This is a genomic window from Planktothricoides sp. SR001, from assembly GCF_001276715.1.
Lineage (GTDB): Bacteria > Cyanobacteriota > Cyanobacteriia > Cyanobacteriales > Laspinemataceae > Planktothricoides > Planktothricoides raciborskii.
In genome coordinates this window covers 1-18,756 of record NZ_LIUQ01000011.1, presented here as the reverse complement: position 1 = coordinate 18,756, position 18,756 = coordinate 1, and the positions used below count along the sequence as shown (strand labels likewise).

The window sequence follows — 18,756 nt, the reverse complement described above, 5'->3', positions numbered from 1 at the left end:
TTGCCGCTGACTTGGCTATAATTTGACTTGGCGATCGCTTACCATAAGCAATTATTACCAGGATTGATTGATCTGACGATGCAAAGTTAGCCAAAATATAGTCAAGCGATCGCCACCAGAGTAATCATACTCCGTAAATCTACGGACATTATTGCGTAATATTACGCATATTCGTTAGTTATACTGGACAACTCGGTGGATTTACTGATATACTAGAGGTAGATCGAGTCACCAAGTATAGCTAATTTTCTTGGAAAACGATCAAAGGGGGTTATAAAATGGGTGCTATTTTAAAGCTTACAGCTACAGCATATTTGCTAATTGGGCTAGGAATTGATGCCTCACTTATTTCATTACGTTCATCAGAGACTCAAGACAGAGCATCTGGCAAATCTTATGATCGGCCAACTTTTGTGCAAATAATTATGCCTCAAATTGTGGCACAGGATCCACCTCCACCAGATAAACCTCACCCGGATGGGGGAAGTGAAGGAGCAGGTGGACGCTGTGTAGTAGAAATATTTGATTTAGCTGTTTAATCAGACTGCCGTCGATCCCGTGAAGCGAAGCTATCGCACTTAGGGGCGAATCGCCACCATTAACCACCAACATTAGCCGTTAACCCTAGTAACCCCTGAGTCTATGGGACAAATTGTCGTGGGCTGATAAATCAGCCATTGGTGATTTATGCGCTACCGGAGTCTGAGTTAGAAACCAGGGCAGACTTCCACCAAGTGTTTCTTTTTACCATTGTGTGAACTTGCCAATTAGGATCCGTGTGCGGAAAATCGCTCCGATAATGCCCCCCTCTACTTTCGGTTCTAAAAGCAGCACTGGTAAGTATTAAATAGGCGACATCTAAGAGATTGCGGGTTTCCGCCCATTGACGTAATTGCCCATCGGCATCCGCGAGAGATAGGCTAATGGGCAGGCTGGGTTCAAGGTCGATCAGATATTGGGTAATGGGTAAAGCGGCAAATTCAGTTTGCCACGCGGTGACTTGGGCGATCGCCTCAGCTAAACCCGCTTGTCCCCGACATATCCCGGCACTTTGCCACACCACGCGAGGTAAATCCTGCCGGATCTGTTGGATTTTGGCTTGTTGACTCGGCCAAGTTTCCCAAACCGAGATGTTCGGGGAACTGTTCGGGGCAGTATTGGTTAACGATTCATTGGGCGGGGAACTGGGTTGAAGATGACCGAGTTGTGCGCCAAATACAATACATTCGAGCAGAGAATTACTGGCTAAACGATTCGCCCCTTGAACTCCGGTGCTGCTGGTTTCCCCCACGGCATATAAACCGGGGATAGAAGTGGCACACATTAAATCGGTGACAATTCCCCCCATCCAATAATGGGCTGCTGGTGCGACGGGGATCGGTTCATTAAATAGGTCAATGCCCCACTTTTGACAAACTCGAATAATGTTGGGAAAACGATAACGAATTTTCTCTACGGGAATTGGGCGTAGATCCAACCAAACATGGCCGGTGACTGGATCTGACCCCCGATGTTGCAAGTGGCTAAATATGGCTCGACTGACGATATCTCTGGGAGCTAGTTCTCCCGATGGGTGGTAGTCAAACACAAATCGACGCCCTTGATCGTCTACCAAGTGCGCCCCTTCTCCCCGGACGGCTTCACTGATCAGGAAGCGGGGGGCACCGGGTTTGGTTAAAGCGGTAGGGTGAAATTGAAAAAATTCTAAGTCTCTTAAAATTGCCCCGGATCGCCAAGCGATCGCTACTCCATCTCCCGTACTCACCGAGGGATTGGTGGTTTGAGCGAAAACTTGACCTCCTCCTCCAGTAGCCAAGACTACGGCACCGGATCTCACCCAGTAAATTTTCCCTTGATAAACTAAGCAGACTCCCTGACATTGAGGCGTCGTGGCCGAATTCTGCGGACTGTCGGGGGGCGAATTTTCTTTGAGCCAAAGACTAATCGCCAGGGCGGGAGAAAAGATTTTAATATTCGGTCGTTTGAGTACCTGCTCGGTTAAGGTACTGACCACGGCTCGCCCAGTGGTGTCGGAGGCATGGAGCACCCGGCGGCGCGAATGGGCTGCTTCTAAGGTCAACGCCAAGTCGTTTTCTTTCCGGTCAAAGCCAACCCCAAGTTTGATTAAAGATTCGACACATTCTTTGCCATGTTCGGCGAGAAATTTGACCGCTGGAAGCTCACAGAGTCCGGCGCCCGCTTTGAGGGTGTCCAGAATATGCAGTTGAGGTGAGTCGTCAGAGGCGATCGCCGCAGCCATTCCCCCCTGAGCCCAATCACTGGCAGAAATTGTTAGCTGATCTTTGGTAATTAAGCCCACTTGTAACGATTCTGGTAGGCACAATGCCGCATAAAGACCGGCGGCTCCAGCACCCACCACCAGGACATCAAAATAGTCCAGAGAGTCTTTAGCAGAAGAGAGTAAGTCTGATGGATTCACCAATGAAAAATCGCCCCTTGTCGGTTGCTTGGTTTGATCTAGAATTATGGATCTATTTAACCTTACTCGGCAAAGGGCGATTTTATTCAAAGTCTAACTTTTTAGTGATGTGGCGACAGGAAATTCTGGCCAATCAAAGCGCAATTTTACTTATAGTAGCCTTTGTTAATGCGATCGTCGCCTTCGATCAACTCTGGCAGTGGTTCGGTGGCGGTGAATTTGTCTAGATTCTCTTGTAAACGAGCTTTTTGCGTTTCGGAGAGTCCAGGAATGTTTAACACATCCTCAACCTTTTCATACGGGGCATTTTTGATAATTTTACTGGCCAGATTCGGATAGAACCCTTGTAACTCGCGAAATGAACGAATATTGGTGTTATTTAAATCGATTTTGTTGCCGATTTCGTAAAATTTGTCTTCCAGGGGATTGCGAAGCTTGACTTCGGCGAATAGGAAGGGCGCATTTTGGGCGAACTGGGTTAAATTAGCCGCTAATGCACTCTGGGCAGAACCCATCCATCCCAACAGACTTAGGCTAAATACACATACAACCGCCAATGAGCGCAGCAATCGTCTCATAAATTACTCCCAATCTGACTCATAAACATTATTGGAAATTATTGCAGAATTCTGGCAATTTAATATCTCTGACTAGCAGATCAATGCCCTTACACCAAGAAAACCCCCTAGGTTTGGTGACGAGAAAGTACCAAACCGGGGGGCAATGATATTTAACAATAATCAGGCATCGAACACAATAGCTTGGCGGTGAGTCGCTACTTTGAAGGCGGCAGGAGCGATCGCTCCCTAGGATGAGTGCCTTGCGGAGAATCCGTGGTAAGGGCGGTGGATGGTTGGTGTCCGCCCTTTTGGGTGAATTGTAAAGATTGATGAATGATTTTGATTCCCAGGCTGACTGGCTTCGATCGCCGGTCAATGTCAAAATGAGGATGATCATTTTCGCAGGGTAGAACCATGACGATTCAACCAAAACTACAGAGAGCATTCCAAGAAGGCCGCGCTCTTAAAATTATTGCCGGACTGACCAACTTCGATCCGACCAGCGTCGCCAAAGTGGTTCGGGCTGCCGATCGCGGTGGGGCTACTTTTCTGGATATTGCCGCTGACCCAGAATTGGTCAAATTAGCCAAAAGCTTAACCAACCTGCCTATCTGCGTTTCTGCGGTAGAAGCCGCCAAGTTTGTCCCGGCAGTCGCTGCCGGTGCGGATTTAATTGAAATCGGTAATTTTGATGCGTTTTATGCCCAAGGCATCCGGTTTGAAGCGGCAGAAGTGCTGCAACTGACCCGCGAAACTCGCGCCCTGTTGCCGGAAATTACCTTATCTGTCACCGTTCCGCACATTCTGGAACTGGATCGACAAGTAGAATTGGCCGAAGCATTGGTCAAAGCTGGGGCGGATATTATCCAAACCGAAGGCGGCACCAGCAGCCAGCCCGCTCACCCCGGCACTCTGGGCTTGATTGAAAAAGCTGCCCCCACTTTGGCAGCAGCGGCGGAAATTTCTCGCGCCGTATCCGTGCCCGTGTTATGTGCCTCCGGCATTTCTAGCGTCACGGCCCCAATGGCGATCGCTGCGGGCGCCGCTGGTGTCGGTGTTGGTTCTGCTGTCAACCGTCTGGAAAGCGAAATCGAAATGATCGCTGTGGTGCGTAGTTTGGTTGAAGCCTTGGCTACGGTCAGCCGTTCTCAAGTTGCGGTGTAGGATCAAATTCGCTGAAAAATGTGGATTCCCGCATTCGCGGGAATGACTTAAAAATGTAGGGTGGGCAAGATTTGCCCACCCTACGAAACCGTAAATTAATGTACTGAAAAATGTGGATTCCCGCATTCGCGGGAATGACATATGGCGAGTAAAATGGGCAAAAATTTGCTCACCCGAGGAAACAATTTCTAAACAATTTCAAACTCTAAACCGTCGGATTTACGGAAATTATATGTGAAGTGATCCACCACATTAGTATCACTCAATTCTAGATTATAAAAATCCACAAATTCATGCTCAAAATAGGGGCCAGCGTGCCAAGTTCCTACTTCTAATTTAATAAAACAATTACCGGGAATCCGAAACGCTTTCATCTGTTCCCGGTTGGGGACTGCACTCTGACTGGGTGGGGCAACAACCATAAACCAGTCTTTTCCTTCCAGAGAACCTAAACATTGAGTGCATTGCCCGTGACGGGTAATCTGATGAAATTTTCGCCCTATTTGATTCAGGCGCATAATATAAAATCGGGGAATGCCATTTTTCAGGTTTAATTGAGCATCTTCCGCATCAAACATTTTGCCATGACCCTGGGGAAAAATTACTTGACCGTAAGGGTTAAAGTTTTCCTTTGTAATCAATTGCGCGGGTATTTTTTGTAACAAAATTGATGGATTCATAGCCAGTAAAATTAAGGTTCGGGTGGGATAAAAGCCCACCCAAAAAAGCGATGTTTACAGGTTTAAGCCTTGCAACCGTTCTAAGGTGCGCTGATTTTCCTCTGGGGTGCCGATGGTAATTCTTAAACCACCTCCGGTATGGCGAATCAAAGTCCCCTGGGCTTTGAGTTGTTGGGCAATTTGACTCAAAGCTGGATCCATTTGAGCGGGGCTGGTGTTTTTTAGGCGCACATAAATAAAGTTCGCGCCACTGGGCCAAACTTGCAGTTGGGGAATTTTGACCAAGGCATTATATAGGCGATCGCGTTCCTGAATAATTTCGGGAATAGCTTGAAGTAAAGTTTGGCGGTGAAGTAGGGCGGTTTGGGCCGCTGCTTGGGTGAACCCAGGCAAGTTATAAGGCAAACGGACTTTTTCCAGGATGGCAATTAGTTCGGGATGGGCGATCGCATATCCCACCCGATGACTCGCTAAACGAAACGCTTTGGAAAACGTCCGCAAAATCACCCAGTTGGGATGTTGGGGCAATTTTCCCACCAAAGTGGTTTGGCTAAATTCAAAATAAGCCTCGTCAATCACCACCATAATTTCTGGGGGCAACGTTCCGATCCAGTTTAATTCTGCTTCGCTGAGGGGGTTCGCGGTTGGGGAGTTGGGATGCACCAGAAACACCGCCCGGATTGGGGGATTTTCCGTGGAGGCGATCGCGGAGCGTTGCGGATGCAATATCGCTTCCTGGGCAGCAGTGAGGTCAATTTCAAAAGTTGTTTCAGACCGTCCCACCTCTACCACGGGAATTCCCAGGGTTTTGGCGATAATGGCATACATGGAAAAAGTGGGATTCGCCACCAAAATTGCCCCCGACCCCCCCAAACAAGTGGCAATCAGCAGGGAACGAATCAGTTCATCAGACCCATTGCCCACGGAAATATTCAACCCTTGGACTGGGGACTCTGGAGAAGCTTCATTCACATAAGCGGCGATCGCCTCTTTTAGGGCAATATGTCCCCCGTCGGGATAGCGATTATTCTCAATTTCTTTTTGGTAAACCCAAGCCAACTTTTCTTTTAAATCCCCTGGCAAGTCGTAGGGACATTCATTCGTATCCAGGCGATCGATCGCCATCACCGGGCGATCTGTCTCCGGTTCGCATCCCCCAGGATGAGGAGTATAGGCAGTAAACTGGGCCAGGTCTGACCGAATAAAACTTAGCATGAATCATTCTCTCTGCTTCAAAGCAGCACACTAATATATATCAGTATCCGTTTCTTTAACAACTTCTCGCAACCGGGCGAATAATTTCTGATTATTAATTAGAAATCAACCAAGCCATTGTACGATGCAATCACCCATCACCCTAGGAATATTTACTACGTTTATCTTTATAATGATTGCTGTGGTTATGCTAGGATGAACCCTGACCATTTCGACCCCAAAATTGCATCTAAAATAGGAAGTTGCTGTGGAAAAAATTAAATTAGCAGTGGTAGGCGTTGGTAACTGTGCCAGTTCTCTAATTCAAGGAATTGAATATTACAAAGGAAAAAATCCTGAAGAAGCCATTGGATTAATGAACTGGGAAATCGGCGGCTACAAACCATCAGATATTGAAGTCGTAGCAGCCTTTGATATTGATAAACGCAAAGTTGGCCTAGAAGTTTCTGAAGCCATCTTTGCCCCACCCAATTGTACCATAGTTTTTTGCGATTCACTACCTAAAACTGGTGTAAAAGTCAGTATGGGTAAAGTCCTGGATGGTTTCTCAGATCACATGAAAAACTATGATGAACCATACACCTTTGTTCTCAGTGATGTTCCCGAACCATCTAAAGAAGATGTAGTCAAAATCTTAAAAGAATCTGGCACAACAATTCTGATAAATTATCTTCCCGTGGGTTCGGAAGAAGCCACTTGTTTCTATGCGGAATGTGCCGTAGATGCGGGCGTAGCTTTCATTAACTGTATTCCGGTATTTATTGCCAGTAATCCTTTATGGGCGGAAAAATTTAAACAGAAAAATATCCCGATTATTGGAGATGATATTAAAGCACAAGTTGGCGCCACCATCACCCATAGAACTCTCACTGATTTATTTAAAAAGAGAGGGGTGAAAATTGAACGAACTTATCAAATAAATACTGGCGGCAACACCGATTTTATGAATATGCTAAATCGCAGTCGTCTTTCTTCCAAAAAAGAATCGAAAACCGAAGCGGTGCAATCGGTTATGGGGGAAAGACTCGAAGATGAAAATATTCATATTGGCCCTAGTGATTATGTGCCTTGGCAGAAAGATAATAAAGTGGCCTTTATTCGGATGGAAGGCAAACTTTTCGGAGATGTGCCGATGAATTTAGAACTGCGGTTATCTGTCGAAGATTCTCCTAATTCTGCCGGGGTTTCCATTGATGCCATTCGCTGCTGTCAATTAGCCCTGAATAACCAAAAAGGGGGAGTTTTATATTCTCCCTCAGCCTATTTTATGAAGCATCCCCCGCAACAGTTCACTGATGATGAAGCCTATCGCATGACGAACGAATTCATTGCCGGTCAGCGTCAAGAATAGAGACTTTTGTTTGACTTTTTTGTTATTTGTTGTTTGTTATTTGTTATTTGATGGATTATTTCGGGGCTGCCCCTAAACCACGAATAACGAATAACAAATTTTTTTATACTTCCTGGGAGTAAATATACGCCGTAGGGTGCGTTAATGCAATTTTCTCCGCGAGTAAACCACATATAGCAGTCCTATAGAAATCGTAATATTTTTGTAGGGGCAATCCGATGGCGGTGGTTGCCCCGGCGCGTTTAGGGGTAAGCTCACGCTTGCCAAACCTGTTACCCCGACAATTCCACAACTGATATAGGACTGCTATATATCTGTAGGGGCGAAGCATTCCGGCAGATAAATTATTACTTAAAATATTAACCTACCTGCCGGAATGCTTCGCCCGCTCGTGGTTTAGTAATCTGAAAACCCCTGTAAAATATTGTAGGGGCGAAGCATTTCGGCAGTGTAGGGGCGAATGGCCATTCGCCCCTACAATATTTTAAGTAATAAGCTATCTACCGGAATGCTTCGCCCCTACGGAATGCTTCGCCCCTACGGAATGCTTCGCCCTACTTAGGAATGTAAACCACCGAATTTTAAGCTTGTTTCTTTTTATTTTCGATTTCTTGAATGCGTTGTTTAATTGCTTCCTCAGAAATTTTAATGGTTTCTTCGGTTAAAGGTGCGGGATACCAAGTAGCTTCTGAGTCAGGACTGCGACGATCATATAATACTCGCAAAGGTTCCATATCTTCTCGATGGGCCAAGGCATAAGCTCTTAACTCAGCATTAGTCATTGCTTCAAAGTTCGGTCTCATTTAAAAACCTCCATTGCCCGTTAGCATATACAACAATTTGCAGTTCTTCACTAGAAAAAAAGGTTAAGGGCGATCGAGATAATCTTTGTCGATGATTTTCTCATTCGCCTAACCCAATTAACTCAAGGAAAAATTAGGAAACTTTAACGGAAACTCCTATTCAGTCACACTATCACGTTGATACGCCCAAACAGCAAGAGTAATAAAAATACCGCTCGCCCACAATAGCCAACTCAAATGCAATAAAAGATACGTCTTACCGTCTATGGGAAAATCCGCTGACAAAAATATAAGTTTTTGAGCGTGATAAACAGGTGATAAAACCGTAGCTTTTTCCAAAAATAAATTAGGAATTTCAATTGTTCTTGAGAGTAATAAAATAACAAAAAATGCCAAACCATTAACATTATTAACCGATTTTGGATTAACCAAATAGCCAACTGTTAGACTAAATCCAAGCAGGGGAATAGCCACTATGATAAAAGCAACAAATAAAGCTATCCAATGAAGGGGATCAAAGCTAAAGCCAAGTGTTAAAGATCCAACAATTAAGGTAAGTAATACGACTCCGACGGAAATCAACAAAGAAACAACTATTTTGGCAGCAATATAAATCTCTGAAGAAAGTGGAGTAGATCGGAGCAACTTTAGCCAGCCTTCTGCTCGTTCTGTTGAAATTTGACCTGGCAGTGCTTGTAATGCGAATGCAATCATATATACGAAGGATAATCCAAGAAGAATATTCTTAGCCTCATCGCCTTCTTTTTTTAACGCAATGCTAACAATAATAGCCAAAATAGGCACAACAATTCCTAGCAAATAAAGTGGGGTGCGATAAATTTGCAATATCTCAGACCAAAGCTGTGCAAAAAAAGCATTGTTTGAAGATGTTGGCTGGTCAGCATCTAGATTTAAGTTGGACACAGGACTTACTGGCACGTTGGACTCTTCAATTTCAATTTGAGAGCCTTCTAAATCTTCAGAGAATTTTTTCAGTGTTATATAGCGGGTGGCTAGGCTATTTAGTTGCTCCCAGTCTGATTGGTTATTTGTCACCATTAAAATAGTGATACTTTGCTCTTTGCACCGATAAATTTGCTGCCAAAATTCCTTATATCCATCTTCATCTAGATTTCGAGTTGGTTCATCTAAAATCAGAAGTTGAGGATTGCCAATTAAGGCTAAAGCAAATAATAGCCTTTGCTTCTGCCCCCCAGAAAGAGATATGGCTTTACTGTTCTGTTTATCGGTCAGAGAAACGCGATCGAGCGCTTCTTTGGTAGAAATTGGATTAGAATAGTAACCGCGAAATAGATCGAGCAGTTCTAGAACGCTGAGATGCTTAGGAAACTGGGTTTCCTGTAAAACTACACCTACGCGGTTTTTTGATTCAGGATTTTTGGATTCGATACCCATTAATTCAACTTGGCCACTGGTGGGTTTAATTAAACCCAGAATCAGATTGAGAATTGTGGTTTTACCGGATCCATTATCGCCTCGTAAAACCACAAAATCTCCGGGCTTCACCGTGAAGTTAATATTTTTCAGAATCGTTTTTCCTGTAGAGAAAAAGGATTTCTCAAAGGTCTTAGATACATTTTTGAGTTCAATTAAATTTTCCATGAAGAAGATAGTGCTAATAAAGGGCGAAATCTATGGTCAATGAATGAATTGAAAAATCAAAAAACTGATCGCGCCTAATCCCAGTGCAGGGAGAATAGACATTCCAAATACACCGGCCATCAGGAGAACAGTTAACCCAGCGGCTGTAACAGGAACTAATTCAGCAAAAGGAGTAGTGGCGTGAGGGTTGCTAGAACAAATACTTAGGAGGCACAAAAAGTTATCTCCCTTGACAGCTATGGTAATCGCTAATATCCACAGAGCAATAACTCCTCCTATGGCCAAAATAAATTTAGGAGTCAAAAACCCATATTTTTCTGGGGAGGTTTCTTTTTGAGGTTCAGATTGAGGTTCAGACATAATACTTAAGAATTCCGGAGAAACAACAGGGGATAGAATAGATGATTTAGCCAGATAAAAAATATATTTCTGGCAGCCAATCAAAAAATCAAATGGCAATGGCAATGGATAGTCTAGCTAAGACAACGACTATGATAAATCGTTGCAATTCATGTCACCCCAGTTTATATCTATTTTAAACCAGGAAAATGCCTAGCTTGGTCGCCAAGGAAATGCCAAACTTGGTTGAAGCTTTTTTTCCCTTTGGATATCAAGGAATCATCGGTTTTAGGGTCTTTGTTTGGTTGACTCAATTGAATCATGGGTTCAGGTGAGGGTTGGACTTTCAAGGTTTGGTAAATTAATAGACCAGAACCGAACCAGAATAAAATTATCAACAAAATAGACCAAAAGCTGTTTAATTTTTTGTTGACGGTTGGATTTTGAGAGATTTTTTCGGATTCCATCGGTAATAAGTCAGTAAAAGTTAGTGAGGAAGAGAAAATATAGCGTTTACCTTGGTAGTGCTATAGAGTATTATTTATGGATTGCCGCCTGCGCGGGAATGACAGATGTTGTTTTGTCCCTCATGTGGGTGAGATTGTCTAATAACAATTGCGAATTGATGCGAGGTGATCGGCGCACTGCTGTGATATCGCTGGGATTGGTGCGTTACGGCGGATTTGAAAGCTTATCGGATGTACATAAAATCGATCGCCCGCCTAACACACCCTACCGATCGCGATTGCCCCTTTAGACTCAATCGGTAAAAATTGTATATTTCGATGATAAATCCCTTGGTTTCGAGACTGATAGCCGAAAAATAACTGATTTTCTGGCAATTTTTGTAAAGAAATATTAAGCAAAAACCAGAAAAAACCAGATTTTATTGCCGCAAAGTAAGCTATAATGCTTAAAACCCTTACCCTGCCTCAAGTCTATGACTATTACGGAAGTGTTACAATTTGTCGATCGCCTGGTCGAGAAAGAAACAGGAACACACCTAGACGATCTGCAAAAAGAGGTTATTCAAGGGATTTGGCAGGGAAAAACTTATAAAGAAATTTCTGAAAATATTGCTAATGGTTATAATGAAAACTATATTGGAGATACTAGCCGCAAGTTATTTAAAATATTGTCTAAACAGGTGGGTGAAGATGTTAATAAATCTAATTTTTGTTGGACGATAGAAAGAGTTATCAATTCTCCTCAGTTTGTTGTACTATTTAATGGAAATATTAACTATTGTCCCTATCGCGATCGCGCAGATCCGGAGGATGCGATCGCCTCTCCAGAAACAACCAATCCAACTAATAAATATCAGAACGTAAAATATCAGGATTTAACCTTAGCCCCAAAAATTAGACAATTCTGCGATCGCACCTCGGAACTAAGCACCCCATCCCAGGAGTTGTGCGATCGCCCCACGGCGTTAATTTCAGTATTAGGTATTGCGGGAATTGGCAAAACCACCCTAGTTAAACGGTTTGTTGACCTTAACTTAGAAAAATTCGATCTAATTGTCTGGAAAAGCCTAAAACTTTGCCCATCTTTCAACACCATCATCGCGGAAATTTTAACCGGGATTAATCCTGACAGCGATCGCCATGAAAACCAATTAACTCAACTGTTCAATCTTTTGCGTCAGCAAAGATGTTTAATCATCCTGGATGACCTGCAAGAAATCTTTATCCCTGGACAATTTGCCGGACAATATCAACCAAAACATAACGACTATAAAACCTTTTTCACCATGCTGACCCAAATGGAACATCAAAGCAGCGTGATTTTGCTTTCTCAAGAACAATGTCCCGAAATGATCTGCTTAGATGAAGAATTCTACCCGGTAAAATGCTTAGAATTACAGGGTTTAGCAACTCCAGATATTTTGCAAAATTTGGGCTTAAGCGATCGCCAAAGCTGGGGGCAACTCATAGAATTATATGAAGGTCATCCGGTTTACCTCAAAGAAATTGCCCGGACAATCAAAAAAGTTTTCTTGGGCAAAGTCTCTGATTTCTTAACAGAAGATACCCCGATTATTACAGAAGGAATGAAATCTCAATTTCGGGAATTATTCCACCGCTTATCCCCAGTAGAACAACAAATTGCTTTAGAATTGAGCAAAGCGGAAATATCCATGTCCAGAGAACAGTTAAAAACCGCTTTATCATTGTCCTCAACGGAATTAATTAATGGATTAGACTCTTTACAGCGGCGCTATCTTGTCTCCCCCAAAGCAACCCCAACCATCTCGTTTAATTTATCGCCAATATTTCGAGCTTATTTGCAAATTTATGATAATAATCGATAAATTAATGGGTGGTGGGGAATATCCAAAAAAATATCGTGGCTGGTGTTGGGTTTCGTTCCTCAACCCAACCTACGACTTAACAGCTTCTCTTTGTGTCCTCTGTGTCTCTGTGGTTTTTTTCCCTCTTATTCCCCTCTTTTTATAAGGGTGGTTAGGGGGGCAAACTTATGTTGGGTTTCGTTCCCTATCCCCCACCGCCAATATATATAAGAAATGTTACGTTTTGTATATTTTAATTTAATTTTTGATGAAATAGGGAACAGGACAATCCGACTCAACGACAAAATAACGACAAAATATTTTGTCCCAACTTTCCCAAGTCGTCAAAATCCTCCTTTGCTCATTTTCCGTCAGGTCAATTTGGTGGCGATCGCCTCTACAAAATCAACCTTGTCTTAATTCACGGATATTACTCTCTTCAAAACAACCAGATTCTACCATAAAATCCATCTCACTTTTTACCCCAGGGTATATTTTATGTCCATTGACATTAACCAACTATTTGATGCCAGATACTATGCATTAATGAACCCAGATTTAGCGGCAGCGGGAATTAACACTGACGATAAATTATATCGGCATTTTAGAAATAATGGGTTAGCAGAAGGTCGCCCTTTTTCTCCATTTATCGATATCCAGGTTTATCGGGCGGAAAATCCCGACTTAGAAAAGAATGGTCTATACTCTAATGAACAACTTTATCGCCATTTAGAAACCTATGGGATCAAAGAAGGTCGCAAATTTTCTCGACTGATCGATCTGAATTTATATCTGAGCGAAAATCCCGATGTTAACCAAGCTTTTGGGGGCGATCGCGAATTAGCCTTTGAGCATTTACGCAACCTAGGCATCCGCGAAGGTCGTAAATTTTCGCAATTAATGGATTTAGATTATTACTTAGCCCTAAACCCCGATGTAGCGGCGGCATATAATAACGATAAACTCGGTGCTTTTAATCATTGGATTTTTGCCGGACGGGGGGAAGGAAGGCAATATTTTCCTAATAATTTGGGCATATTAACCGGGGCGGATAATATTAACCCGGTTAATTTAGTCAAAACCGATGTAGTTGGCCCCAGCGATCGCGACGATTATTATCAATTTTCTCTCAATGATTTGAGCGATATTAGTATCAAAGTAGCCGGTTTGTCCCAAAAAGCCAATTTAACCCTCATTAAAGATGACAATCAGAATAATTTTCCCGATGATAAGCAGCAGTTATTGCCGATAGTTGCGAAAGATGAAGCAATTGAGGCGATCGACTTATTTGGAGTTTCTCCCGGTAACTATTTTATTCAAGTTTCCGGCAGTGAAGGAGACACTAATTATGATTTAAACATCTATGCAGAAACATCAGAACTATTGCGGAAACCCAGTGGCGCGGGGAACAGTCCGGGGACGGCATTAAATTTGGGATTATTAATAGAATCTCAAGTAGTTCGGGATGTGGTTAATCCAGGGCGATCGCAGAACTTTTATCAATTTCAAACTAATCGCCAGAGTGATGTATATATTACCCTAGAAGGGGTGAATACAGACATCCGCTTACAATTAGTCAGAGATACCAATGGCAATGGACTGCTTGACCCCGATGAAGTCGTAGAAACTATTGCCAACTATAAAGAACCTGTAGATATAGATCGCAATGGAGAAATTGATTTATCGGAATTTTTTGCCTGGTTAGATGGCACCAATCAAGAGGTGCCTTATCCTGATGCAATTATTGCCCAAAATTTACTCCCAGGCAACTACTTTGTCCAAGTGGGTCAAGTCGGTGAACCCACAGGTTACACCCTCAAAATCGATGGGATTCCTGCCCCCGTCCCCGCAGAAGGTGCGACTAATGAAAATCCCGTTTCTTGGGGCAATTTAGGTACTCTCAACAAAAAAGCTAAACCCGTAGTAACTGACTTTGTAGGCTATGGCAACCCTTATGATTTCTATGCTTTTTTCCTAGAAAAAAGTAGTGAAGTAAGTTTACGTTTACAAGGTATTAATAACAAAGCAGATTTAATTTTAATTCACGATATCAATGAAGATGGAGGATTTTCGGGTCGAGAAATCATTAAGTTTCCCTCCGCAGAAGATGGGGCAGACTATACTTTAAATCGCCTCTTGGGACGGGGGACTTATTATGTCGGAGTTGCCAAGGCAAAAGGCGAAACTGCCTATACTTTGAGTGCGGAAGTTATTTCTGAGAATTTGCCCCCAGATGGGGCGGGAAATTTTATCGGTCAAGCGGCTGATTTAGGGGTAGTCAATGGGGTACAAACCCGCCGAGATTTTGTTAGTGCTGAAGACCCGGATGATTTCTATCGTTTCCAAGTCAATGATTTTAGTCAATTGACTCTATTTTTGGATGAACAAACCGCTAATAGCCAAGTTTATTTAATCCAAGATGTGAATGGCAATGGCTTGGTTGATGGGGATGAAGTGATTGTCGGTTCTGAATCCCAAGGGGCTTATCGTGAATATATTAATCGTACCCTAACTCCCGGCACTTATTTTATCCGCGTAGCTCACGCAATGGGGCCAGGTTCCTATTATTTATGGATGGAAAATAACCCAATTACTCCTCCTGCCCAAACCGCCGGAAATAGTTTAGCTACCGCCAAAGATTTGGGAGTATTGAATGGCTGGCAACAGGAAGCAGGATTGGTGACTGGCAATAATGAAGGGGGCGATCGCAATCATCTGTACCGATTTAACCTGGAATCAGCCAGTGATGTGACTATTTTGCTTGATGAAATGTCAGCAAATGCGGATATCCGGTTGGTTCAAGACCGCAACAATAATGGCCAAATTGAACCAGAGGAAATTATCGCGATCGCTGCTGCAACTGGAGCAAGTCCAGAACAAATTAGCCAAAGTAATTTAGCCCCAGGAACTTATTATGTTTGGGTATCTCAAACCCAGGGAAATACGGCCTATCAACTCAACTTAATTCCTAACAATTATAACCGGGATACGGGTCATGGATTAGTCGATGCAGCGGCAGCAGTTGCTCAAGCCATTGGTTCAGAATCGTTTCCCGAAGTTGCGCCCTTGGGTGGGACGGACTGGGGCTTAGATGCGATCGGTGCCCCCAAAGTTTGGCAGCAAGGATATACCGGGAAAGGAGTAGTTGTCGCGGTGATTGATAGTGGTGTTGACTACACTCATCCTGATATCGATGATAATCTTTGGTTTAACGAATCTGAAATTCCCGGAAATGGCATTGATGATGATAATAATGGCTTTATTGATGATTGGCGCGGCTGGGATTTTCTGGATAATGATAACGATCCCAAAGATACAGATCCCGTCGGCGGTCATGGCACTCATGTAGCGGGAATTATTGCCGGGGAAAATAACTCTTTTGGCGTGACTGGAGTTGCCCCCGATGCCAAAATTATGGCCATCCGATCGCTGGGTATTTTCCGAGGCGAAGAAGACCCGATTACTGGTGGGATTCGTTATGCTGTTGATAATGGCGCTGACGTAATTAATCTTAGCTTGGGTTCTCAGGGAGAAAATCCCGAAATTTCCGCAGCGGTGCGCTATGCCAATGAAAACGGTGTAGTAGTAGTCATGGCATCAGGAAATGATGGCCTCAGTGCAATTTCTGGCGGTCAACGTTTTAGCCAAAAAGTTTATCCGGCACAATTAGCATCAGAAATCGGCTTGGCAGTCGGGGCAGTGGAAAAAAACAAGGCGATCGCAGATTTCACTAATCGTGCAGGCAGCACTCCCCAAAATTATGTAGTTGCACCGGGCAAAGAAGTCTATTCTTCCCTATTAAGCGATCGCTATGATTTTTGGGAAGGCACATCAATGGCTGCCCCCCATATTGCTGGAGTAGCGGCCTTAATTATCAGCGCCAATCCTAATTTAAATCTGGCACAAGTGGAAAATTTAATCACCAGTACAGCAAACCCATTTGGGCTGACAGAAAATGGCATTTTTGATCCCTTAGAATTGTAAAATTTCTGGTGAATTTTTGGTAAACTTATAGTAATTAGGGACAGATTAAAGACACCGCAATGCGGTGTCTTTAATATCTTAATACACTTTAATCCATTTTAATACCAAATCCGGTTTATTATAATAGAGTTATTGCAAAATTCTAAAAAGCCTCCCTTAGATCGGGGGGTTGGGGGGGTTGGGGGGGTTGGGGGTATCGATCCGGTATTTTGCAATCTTGTCTAATCCCAACTATCCCAATCTTTCAGATTTTATGTCATCAATTATTGTCAACGCTGACCCACAATTTATCTTTACCATTTTCTTTCTCAGTCTAGGGCCTGTCAAAATCATCTTTCCTTTTGTCAAACTCACTCATAATGCCACTCCAGAATATCGGCGAAATGTGGCAATTTGGGCGGCCATCTTCGCCACAATCGTTGTTTTATTGGTAGCATTGTTTGGACATCATTTAATAGCCAAATATCAGCTTTCTCTCGACGCCCAGCGGCTGGCTGGGGGTTTAATACTGCTCATTTCTGCCCTGTTTAACACTTTTCCTCATCTTCAACCACCTTTAGACATTCCCAAAACTGAACTAACAGCCATACAACTGGCGATTCGTCCCATCGTATCTCCGATTATTATTCCCCCTATTGGCATCGCCGCGATTCTGATTTTTACCACCTTGTTTCAAGGTAATTGGGATATGCAATGGATTATTGTAAAAAGTTTGTTAACCATCATGATTTTTGATTTAATCGCGATGCTATTTGCCGATAAAATTATCAAAATACCGGGACTGATTCAATTTCTCACTTTAGCTACTTTAGTCTTAAATTTTATTCAGGTATCTTTGGCTATCGAGGTTATATTAATTTCTTTAAAAAGTTTGGCAATTATTATCAAGTAAATTGGCATAGTCTTCTCACTTTGACCCGTTGGACGATGCCGCCTTGATGGTTCGGTTCGGGCCGTTCGATGTATTGCATTTACAGGCATCGTGGGGGCAATTACTCACTCAGCTTTCGCTCACTGTACGCACAATGAATGTTTTAATTTATTCCTAACTTTGCGGGTGGCTGATAACGTATTCAAGTAAACCATGTTAGGACTAACTTTACCGCCGTATCCCGTCTGCATATACCGGGCATTACCCCAGTCTTTTGCTTCTAGATACATCTGACCTCCACAAAGGTTTGCGCTTACACTTATCACTAATAAAATTGCTTTGAGAGCCAAGAGGGGGATACTTCGTTCCGTGGTTTCGGGTATAATTAGCTAATAGTCCACCCTATCCCCCTGGGTACTTTTAGGACTTCAATATCAAAGCCTTGTCTACTGCTTACTTTGACTTTTGTGGGTTAATCAAATAATTACCCACTTATTCCCCATGTTCATTTTGAACGCAGCAGATCAACCAGTTTCGCTACTTATTATTAGAGAGGATTCAGGACGGGCGTTTGCTTGCGCTAACCCACGCCTAACCCTAATTGGCTCTTCGGGGATTCCCCATCTGGTTAAGAGTTACCACCAATAAGCCCGCTTCACACTGTAGATAGTAAGTCTCCGGGTGGGGTTGTTGCCTTCTACCCCTGGTTTGTAAATTTTTATTACCATTCCAGGAAATCCGGGCAAATTTTCTACCTTGTTTTAGGATTGCTATATATCTCAAAAAACCCGGTTTTTTATATATATTTATTCCCTTGAAAATCACGAGCAAATTTTTTCAATAAACTTCTTGCAAAATTCTAAAAAGCGCCCCTGCCCCCTTTTTTAAGGGGGGATCAAGGGGCGATCAAGGAGCGATCAAGGAGCGATCGATCCTTTACTTTGTACTCTTGTCTAATAACGACTCTATAAATTACCGACAAACGACTGGCAGTTAGACGGGCAGTTAATCGCTATTTAGAAAAATTCCGCAACTGCCATTTATTCAGCATATTTTCGCCGATGATGGCCATTGAACGGAAATTAGAGACTTCCGCTTGCAACACAGAAATCGAACGAGCTTGTTGTTCAACTTGACGTTGCAACGCTTGATAAATTTCCGAGGACACTGTTTGTGATACCCGGTTTTGGGACTCTTGAAGTTGTTTTTCTAAAGTGGCGATCGCCTGATGTTGCCATTCCGACTTTTGCCGCACCGCATCATACTCAGCCGCTGCCACCTTAGAGTTAGCTTCAGCTTGTAAATGGGCCACTTGTTGCTCAAGTTCACCAATCCGTTGGGCTTGCCATTCCGACTTTTGCTGCACCGCATCATACTCAGCCGCTGCCACCTTAGAGTTAGCTTCAGCTTGTAAATGGGCCACTTGTTGCTCA

15 protein-coding genes are annotated in these 18,756 nt (G+C 43.2%); 6 read left to right on the top strand and 9 right to left on the bottom strand.

Translation table 11 applies throughout. The annotated features are described in order from the left end of the window. Window positions 1-278 precede the first annotated feature (278 nt). Window positions 279-539, top strand: a complete 261-nt coding sequence (locus tag AM228_RS08730; protein WP_054465741.1) for a hypothetical protein — start codon at window positions 279-281, stop codon at window positions 537-539. A gap of 146 nt (window positions 540-685) precedes the next feature. On the opposite strand, the gene nadB is transcribed toward AM228_RS08730, so the two are convergent. From nadB to AM228_RS32175, 3 genes are all read right to left on the bottom strand, one after another. After that, on the bottom strand, window positions 686-2,440 hold the full coding sequence (gene nadB, locus AM228_RS08725) for an L-aspartate oxidase (RefSeq protein ID WP_082348805.1): 1,755 nt from the start codon (window positions 2,438-2,440) through the stop codon (window positions 686-688). Between the two features lie 146 nt (window positions 2,441-2,586). Continuing rightward, window positions 2,587-3,018 (bottom strand): photosystem II complex extrinsic protein PsbU, encoded by a 432-nt coding sequence (gene psbU / locus AM228_RS08720; protein ID WP_054465740.1) that lies wholly within the window; start codon window positions 3,016-3,018, stop codon window positions 2,587-2,589. Window positions 3,019-3,215: 197 nt separating this feature from the next. After that, entirely contained in the window at window positions 3,216-3,416 is a 201-nt protein-coding gene (locus AM228_RS32175) for a hypothetical protein (RefSeq protein WP_156331640.1), read from the bottom strand. Here AM228_RS32175 and AM228_RS08715 point away from each other — a divergent pair. Then, window positions 3,415-4,164, top strand: a complete 750-nt coding sequence (locus AM228_RS08715; protein ID WP_054465739.1) for a DUF561 domain-containing protein — start codon at window positions 3,415-3,417, stop codon at window positions 4,162-4,164. The genes AM228_RS32175 and AM228_RS08715 overlap by 2 nt on opposite strands. Window positions 4,165-4,352: 188 nt before the next feature. Here AM228_RS08715 and AM228_RS08710 read toward each other — a convergent pair whose 3' ends face one another. Both AM228_RS08710 and AM228_RS08705 read right to left on the bottom strand, forming a co-directional pair. Continuing rightward, window positions 4,353-4,844 (bottom strand): ureidoglycolate lyase, encoded by a 492-nt coding sequence (locus tag AM228_RS08710; RefSeq protein WP_054465818.1) that lies wholly within the window; start codon window positions 4,842-4,844, stop codon window positions 4,353-4,355. Window positions 4,845-4,898: 54 nt separating this feature from the next. Continuing rightward, complete coding sequence (locus AM228_RS08705; protein WP_054465738.1) at window positions 4,899-6,059, bottom strand: histidinol-phosphate transaminase; 1,161 nt, start codon at window positions 6,057-6,059, stop codon at window positions 4,899-4,901. 247 nt (window positions 6,060-6,306) lie between these two features. Between AM228_RS08705 and AM228_RS08700 the strand changes: the two genes are divergently transcribed. Beyond that, window positions 6,307-7,410: an inositol-3-phosphate synthase gene (locus AM228_RS08700; RefSeq protein ID WP_054465737.1), complete on the top strand. Its 1,104-nt coding sequence runs from the start codon at window positions 6,307-6,309 to the stop codon at window positions 7,408-7,410. Window positions 7,411-7,991: 581 nt separating this feature from the next. Here the strand turns inward: AM228_RS08700 and AM228_RS08695 are convergent. The 3 genes from AM228_RS08695 to AM228_RS08685 all read right to left on the bottom strand — a co-directional run bounded on the left by AM228_RS08695 (window position 7,992) and on the right by AM228_RS08685 (window position 10,196). Then, window positions 7,992-8,213, bottom strand: coding sequence for a DUF6887 family protein (locus tag AM228_RS08695; protein WP_054465736.1), 222 nt, complete (start codon window positions 8,211-8,213; stop codon window positions 7,992-7,994). A 156-nt stretch (window positions 8,214-8,369) separates the two neighbouring features. Next, window positions 8,370-9,836, bottom strand: coding sequence for an ABC transporter ATP-binding protein/permease (locus tag AM228_RS08690; RefSeq protein WP_054465735.1), 1,467 nt, complete (start codon window positions 9,834-9,836; stop codon window positions 8,370-8,372). A gap of 36 nt (window positions 9,837-9,872) precedes the next feature. Beyond that, window positions 9,873-10,196 carry a hypothetical protein gene (locus tag AM228_RS08685; protein WP_054465734.1) on the bottom strand — a complete coding sequence of 108 codons (324 nt, stop codon included), beginning with the start codon at window positions 10,194-10,196 and terminating at the stop codon, window positions 9,873-9,875. A 919-nt stretch (window positions 10,197-11,115) separates the two neighbouring features. Here AM228_RS08685 and AM228_RS08675 point away from each other — a divergent pair. The 3 genes from AM228_RS08675 to AM228_RS08665 all read left to right on the top strand — a co-directional run bounded on the left by AM228_RS08675 (window position 11,116) and on the right by AM228_RS08665 (window position 17,344). Continuing rightward, complete coding sequence (locus AM228_RS08675; protein WP_054465732.1) at window positions 11,116-12,489, top strand: NB-ARC domain-containing protein; 1,374 nt, start codon at window positions 11,116-11,118, stop codon at window positions 12,487-12,489. Window positions 12,490-12,966: 477 nt separating this feature from the next. After that, entirely contained in the window at window positions 12,967-16,452 is a 3,486-nt protein-coding gene (locus tag AM228_RS08670) for a S8 family serine peptidase (protein ID WP_054465731.1), read from the top strand. 253 nt (window positions 16,453-16,705) lie between these two features. Next, window positions 16,706-17,344 carry a MarC family protein gene (locus AM228_RS08665; protein ID WP_156331639.1) on the top strand — a complete coding sequence of 213 codons (639 nt, stop codon included), beginning with the start codon at window positions 16,706-16,708 and terminating at the stop codon, window positions 17,342-17,344. A gap of 991 nt (window positions 17,345-18,335) precedes the next feature. Here AM228_RS08665 and AM228_RS34110 read toward each other — a convergent pair. Further along, on the bottom strand, window positions 18,336-18,756 hold a 421-nt coding region (locus AM228_RS34110; RefSeq protein WP_369817696.1), incomplete at its 5' end, for a hypothetical protein.

Excerpts from the sequence above, each read along its gene's own strand:
- AM228_RS08715 (WP_054465739.1), top strand. The coding sequence starts at position 3,415 with ATGACGATTCAACCAAAACTACAGAGAGCATTCCAAGAAGGCCGCGCT.
- AM228_RS32175 (WP_156331640.1), bottom strand. The coding sequence starts at position 3,416 with ATGGTTCTACCCTGCGAAAATGATCATCCTCATTTTGACATTGACCGG.
- AM228_RS08675 (WP_054465732.1), top strand. The coding sequence starts at position 11,116 with ATGACTATTACGGAAGTGTTACAATTTGTCGATCGCCTGGTCGAGAAA.
- AM228_RS08690 (WP_054465735.1), bottom strand. The coding sequence starts at position 9,836 with ATGGAAAATTTAATTGAACTCAAAAATGTATCTAAGACCTTTGAGAAA.
- AM228_RS08705 (WP_054465738.1), bottom strand. The coding sequence starts at position 6,059 with ATGCTAAGTTTTATTCGGTCAGACCTGGCCCAGTTTACTGCCTATACT.
- AM228_RS08670 (WP_054465731.1), top strand. The coding sequence starts at position 12,967 with ATGTCCATTGACATTAACCAACTATTTGATGCCAGATACTATGCATTA.
- AM228_RS08685 (WP_054465734.1), bottom strand. The coding sequence starts at position 10,196 with ATGTCTGAACCTCAATCTGAACCTCAAAAAGAAACCTCCCCAGAAAAA.
- AM228_RS08695 (WP_054465736.1), bottom strand. The coding sequence starts at position 8,213 with ATGAGACCGAACTTTGAAGCAATGACTAATGCTGAGTTAAGAGCTTAT.
- AM228_RS08730 (WP_054465741.1), top strand. The coding sequence starts at position 279 with ATGGGTGCTATTTTAAAGCTTACAGCTACAGCATATTTGCTAATTGGG.
- AM228_RS08710 (WP_054465818.1), bottom strand. The coding sequence starts at position 4,844 with ATGAATCCATCAATTTTGTTACAAAAAATACCCGCGCAATTGATTACA.
- psbU (WP_054465740.1), bottom strand. The coding sequence starts at position 3,018 with ATGAGACGATTGCTGCGCTCATTGGCGGTTGTATGTGTATTTAGCCTA.
- AM228_RS08665 (WP_156331639.1), top strand. The coding sequence starts at position 16,706 with ATGTCATCAATTATTGTCAACGCTGACCCACAATTTATCTTTACCATT.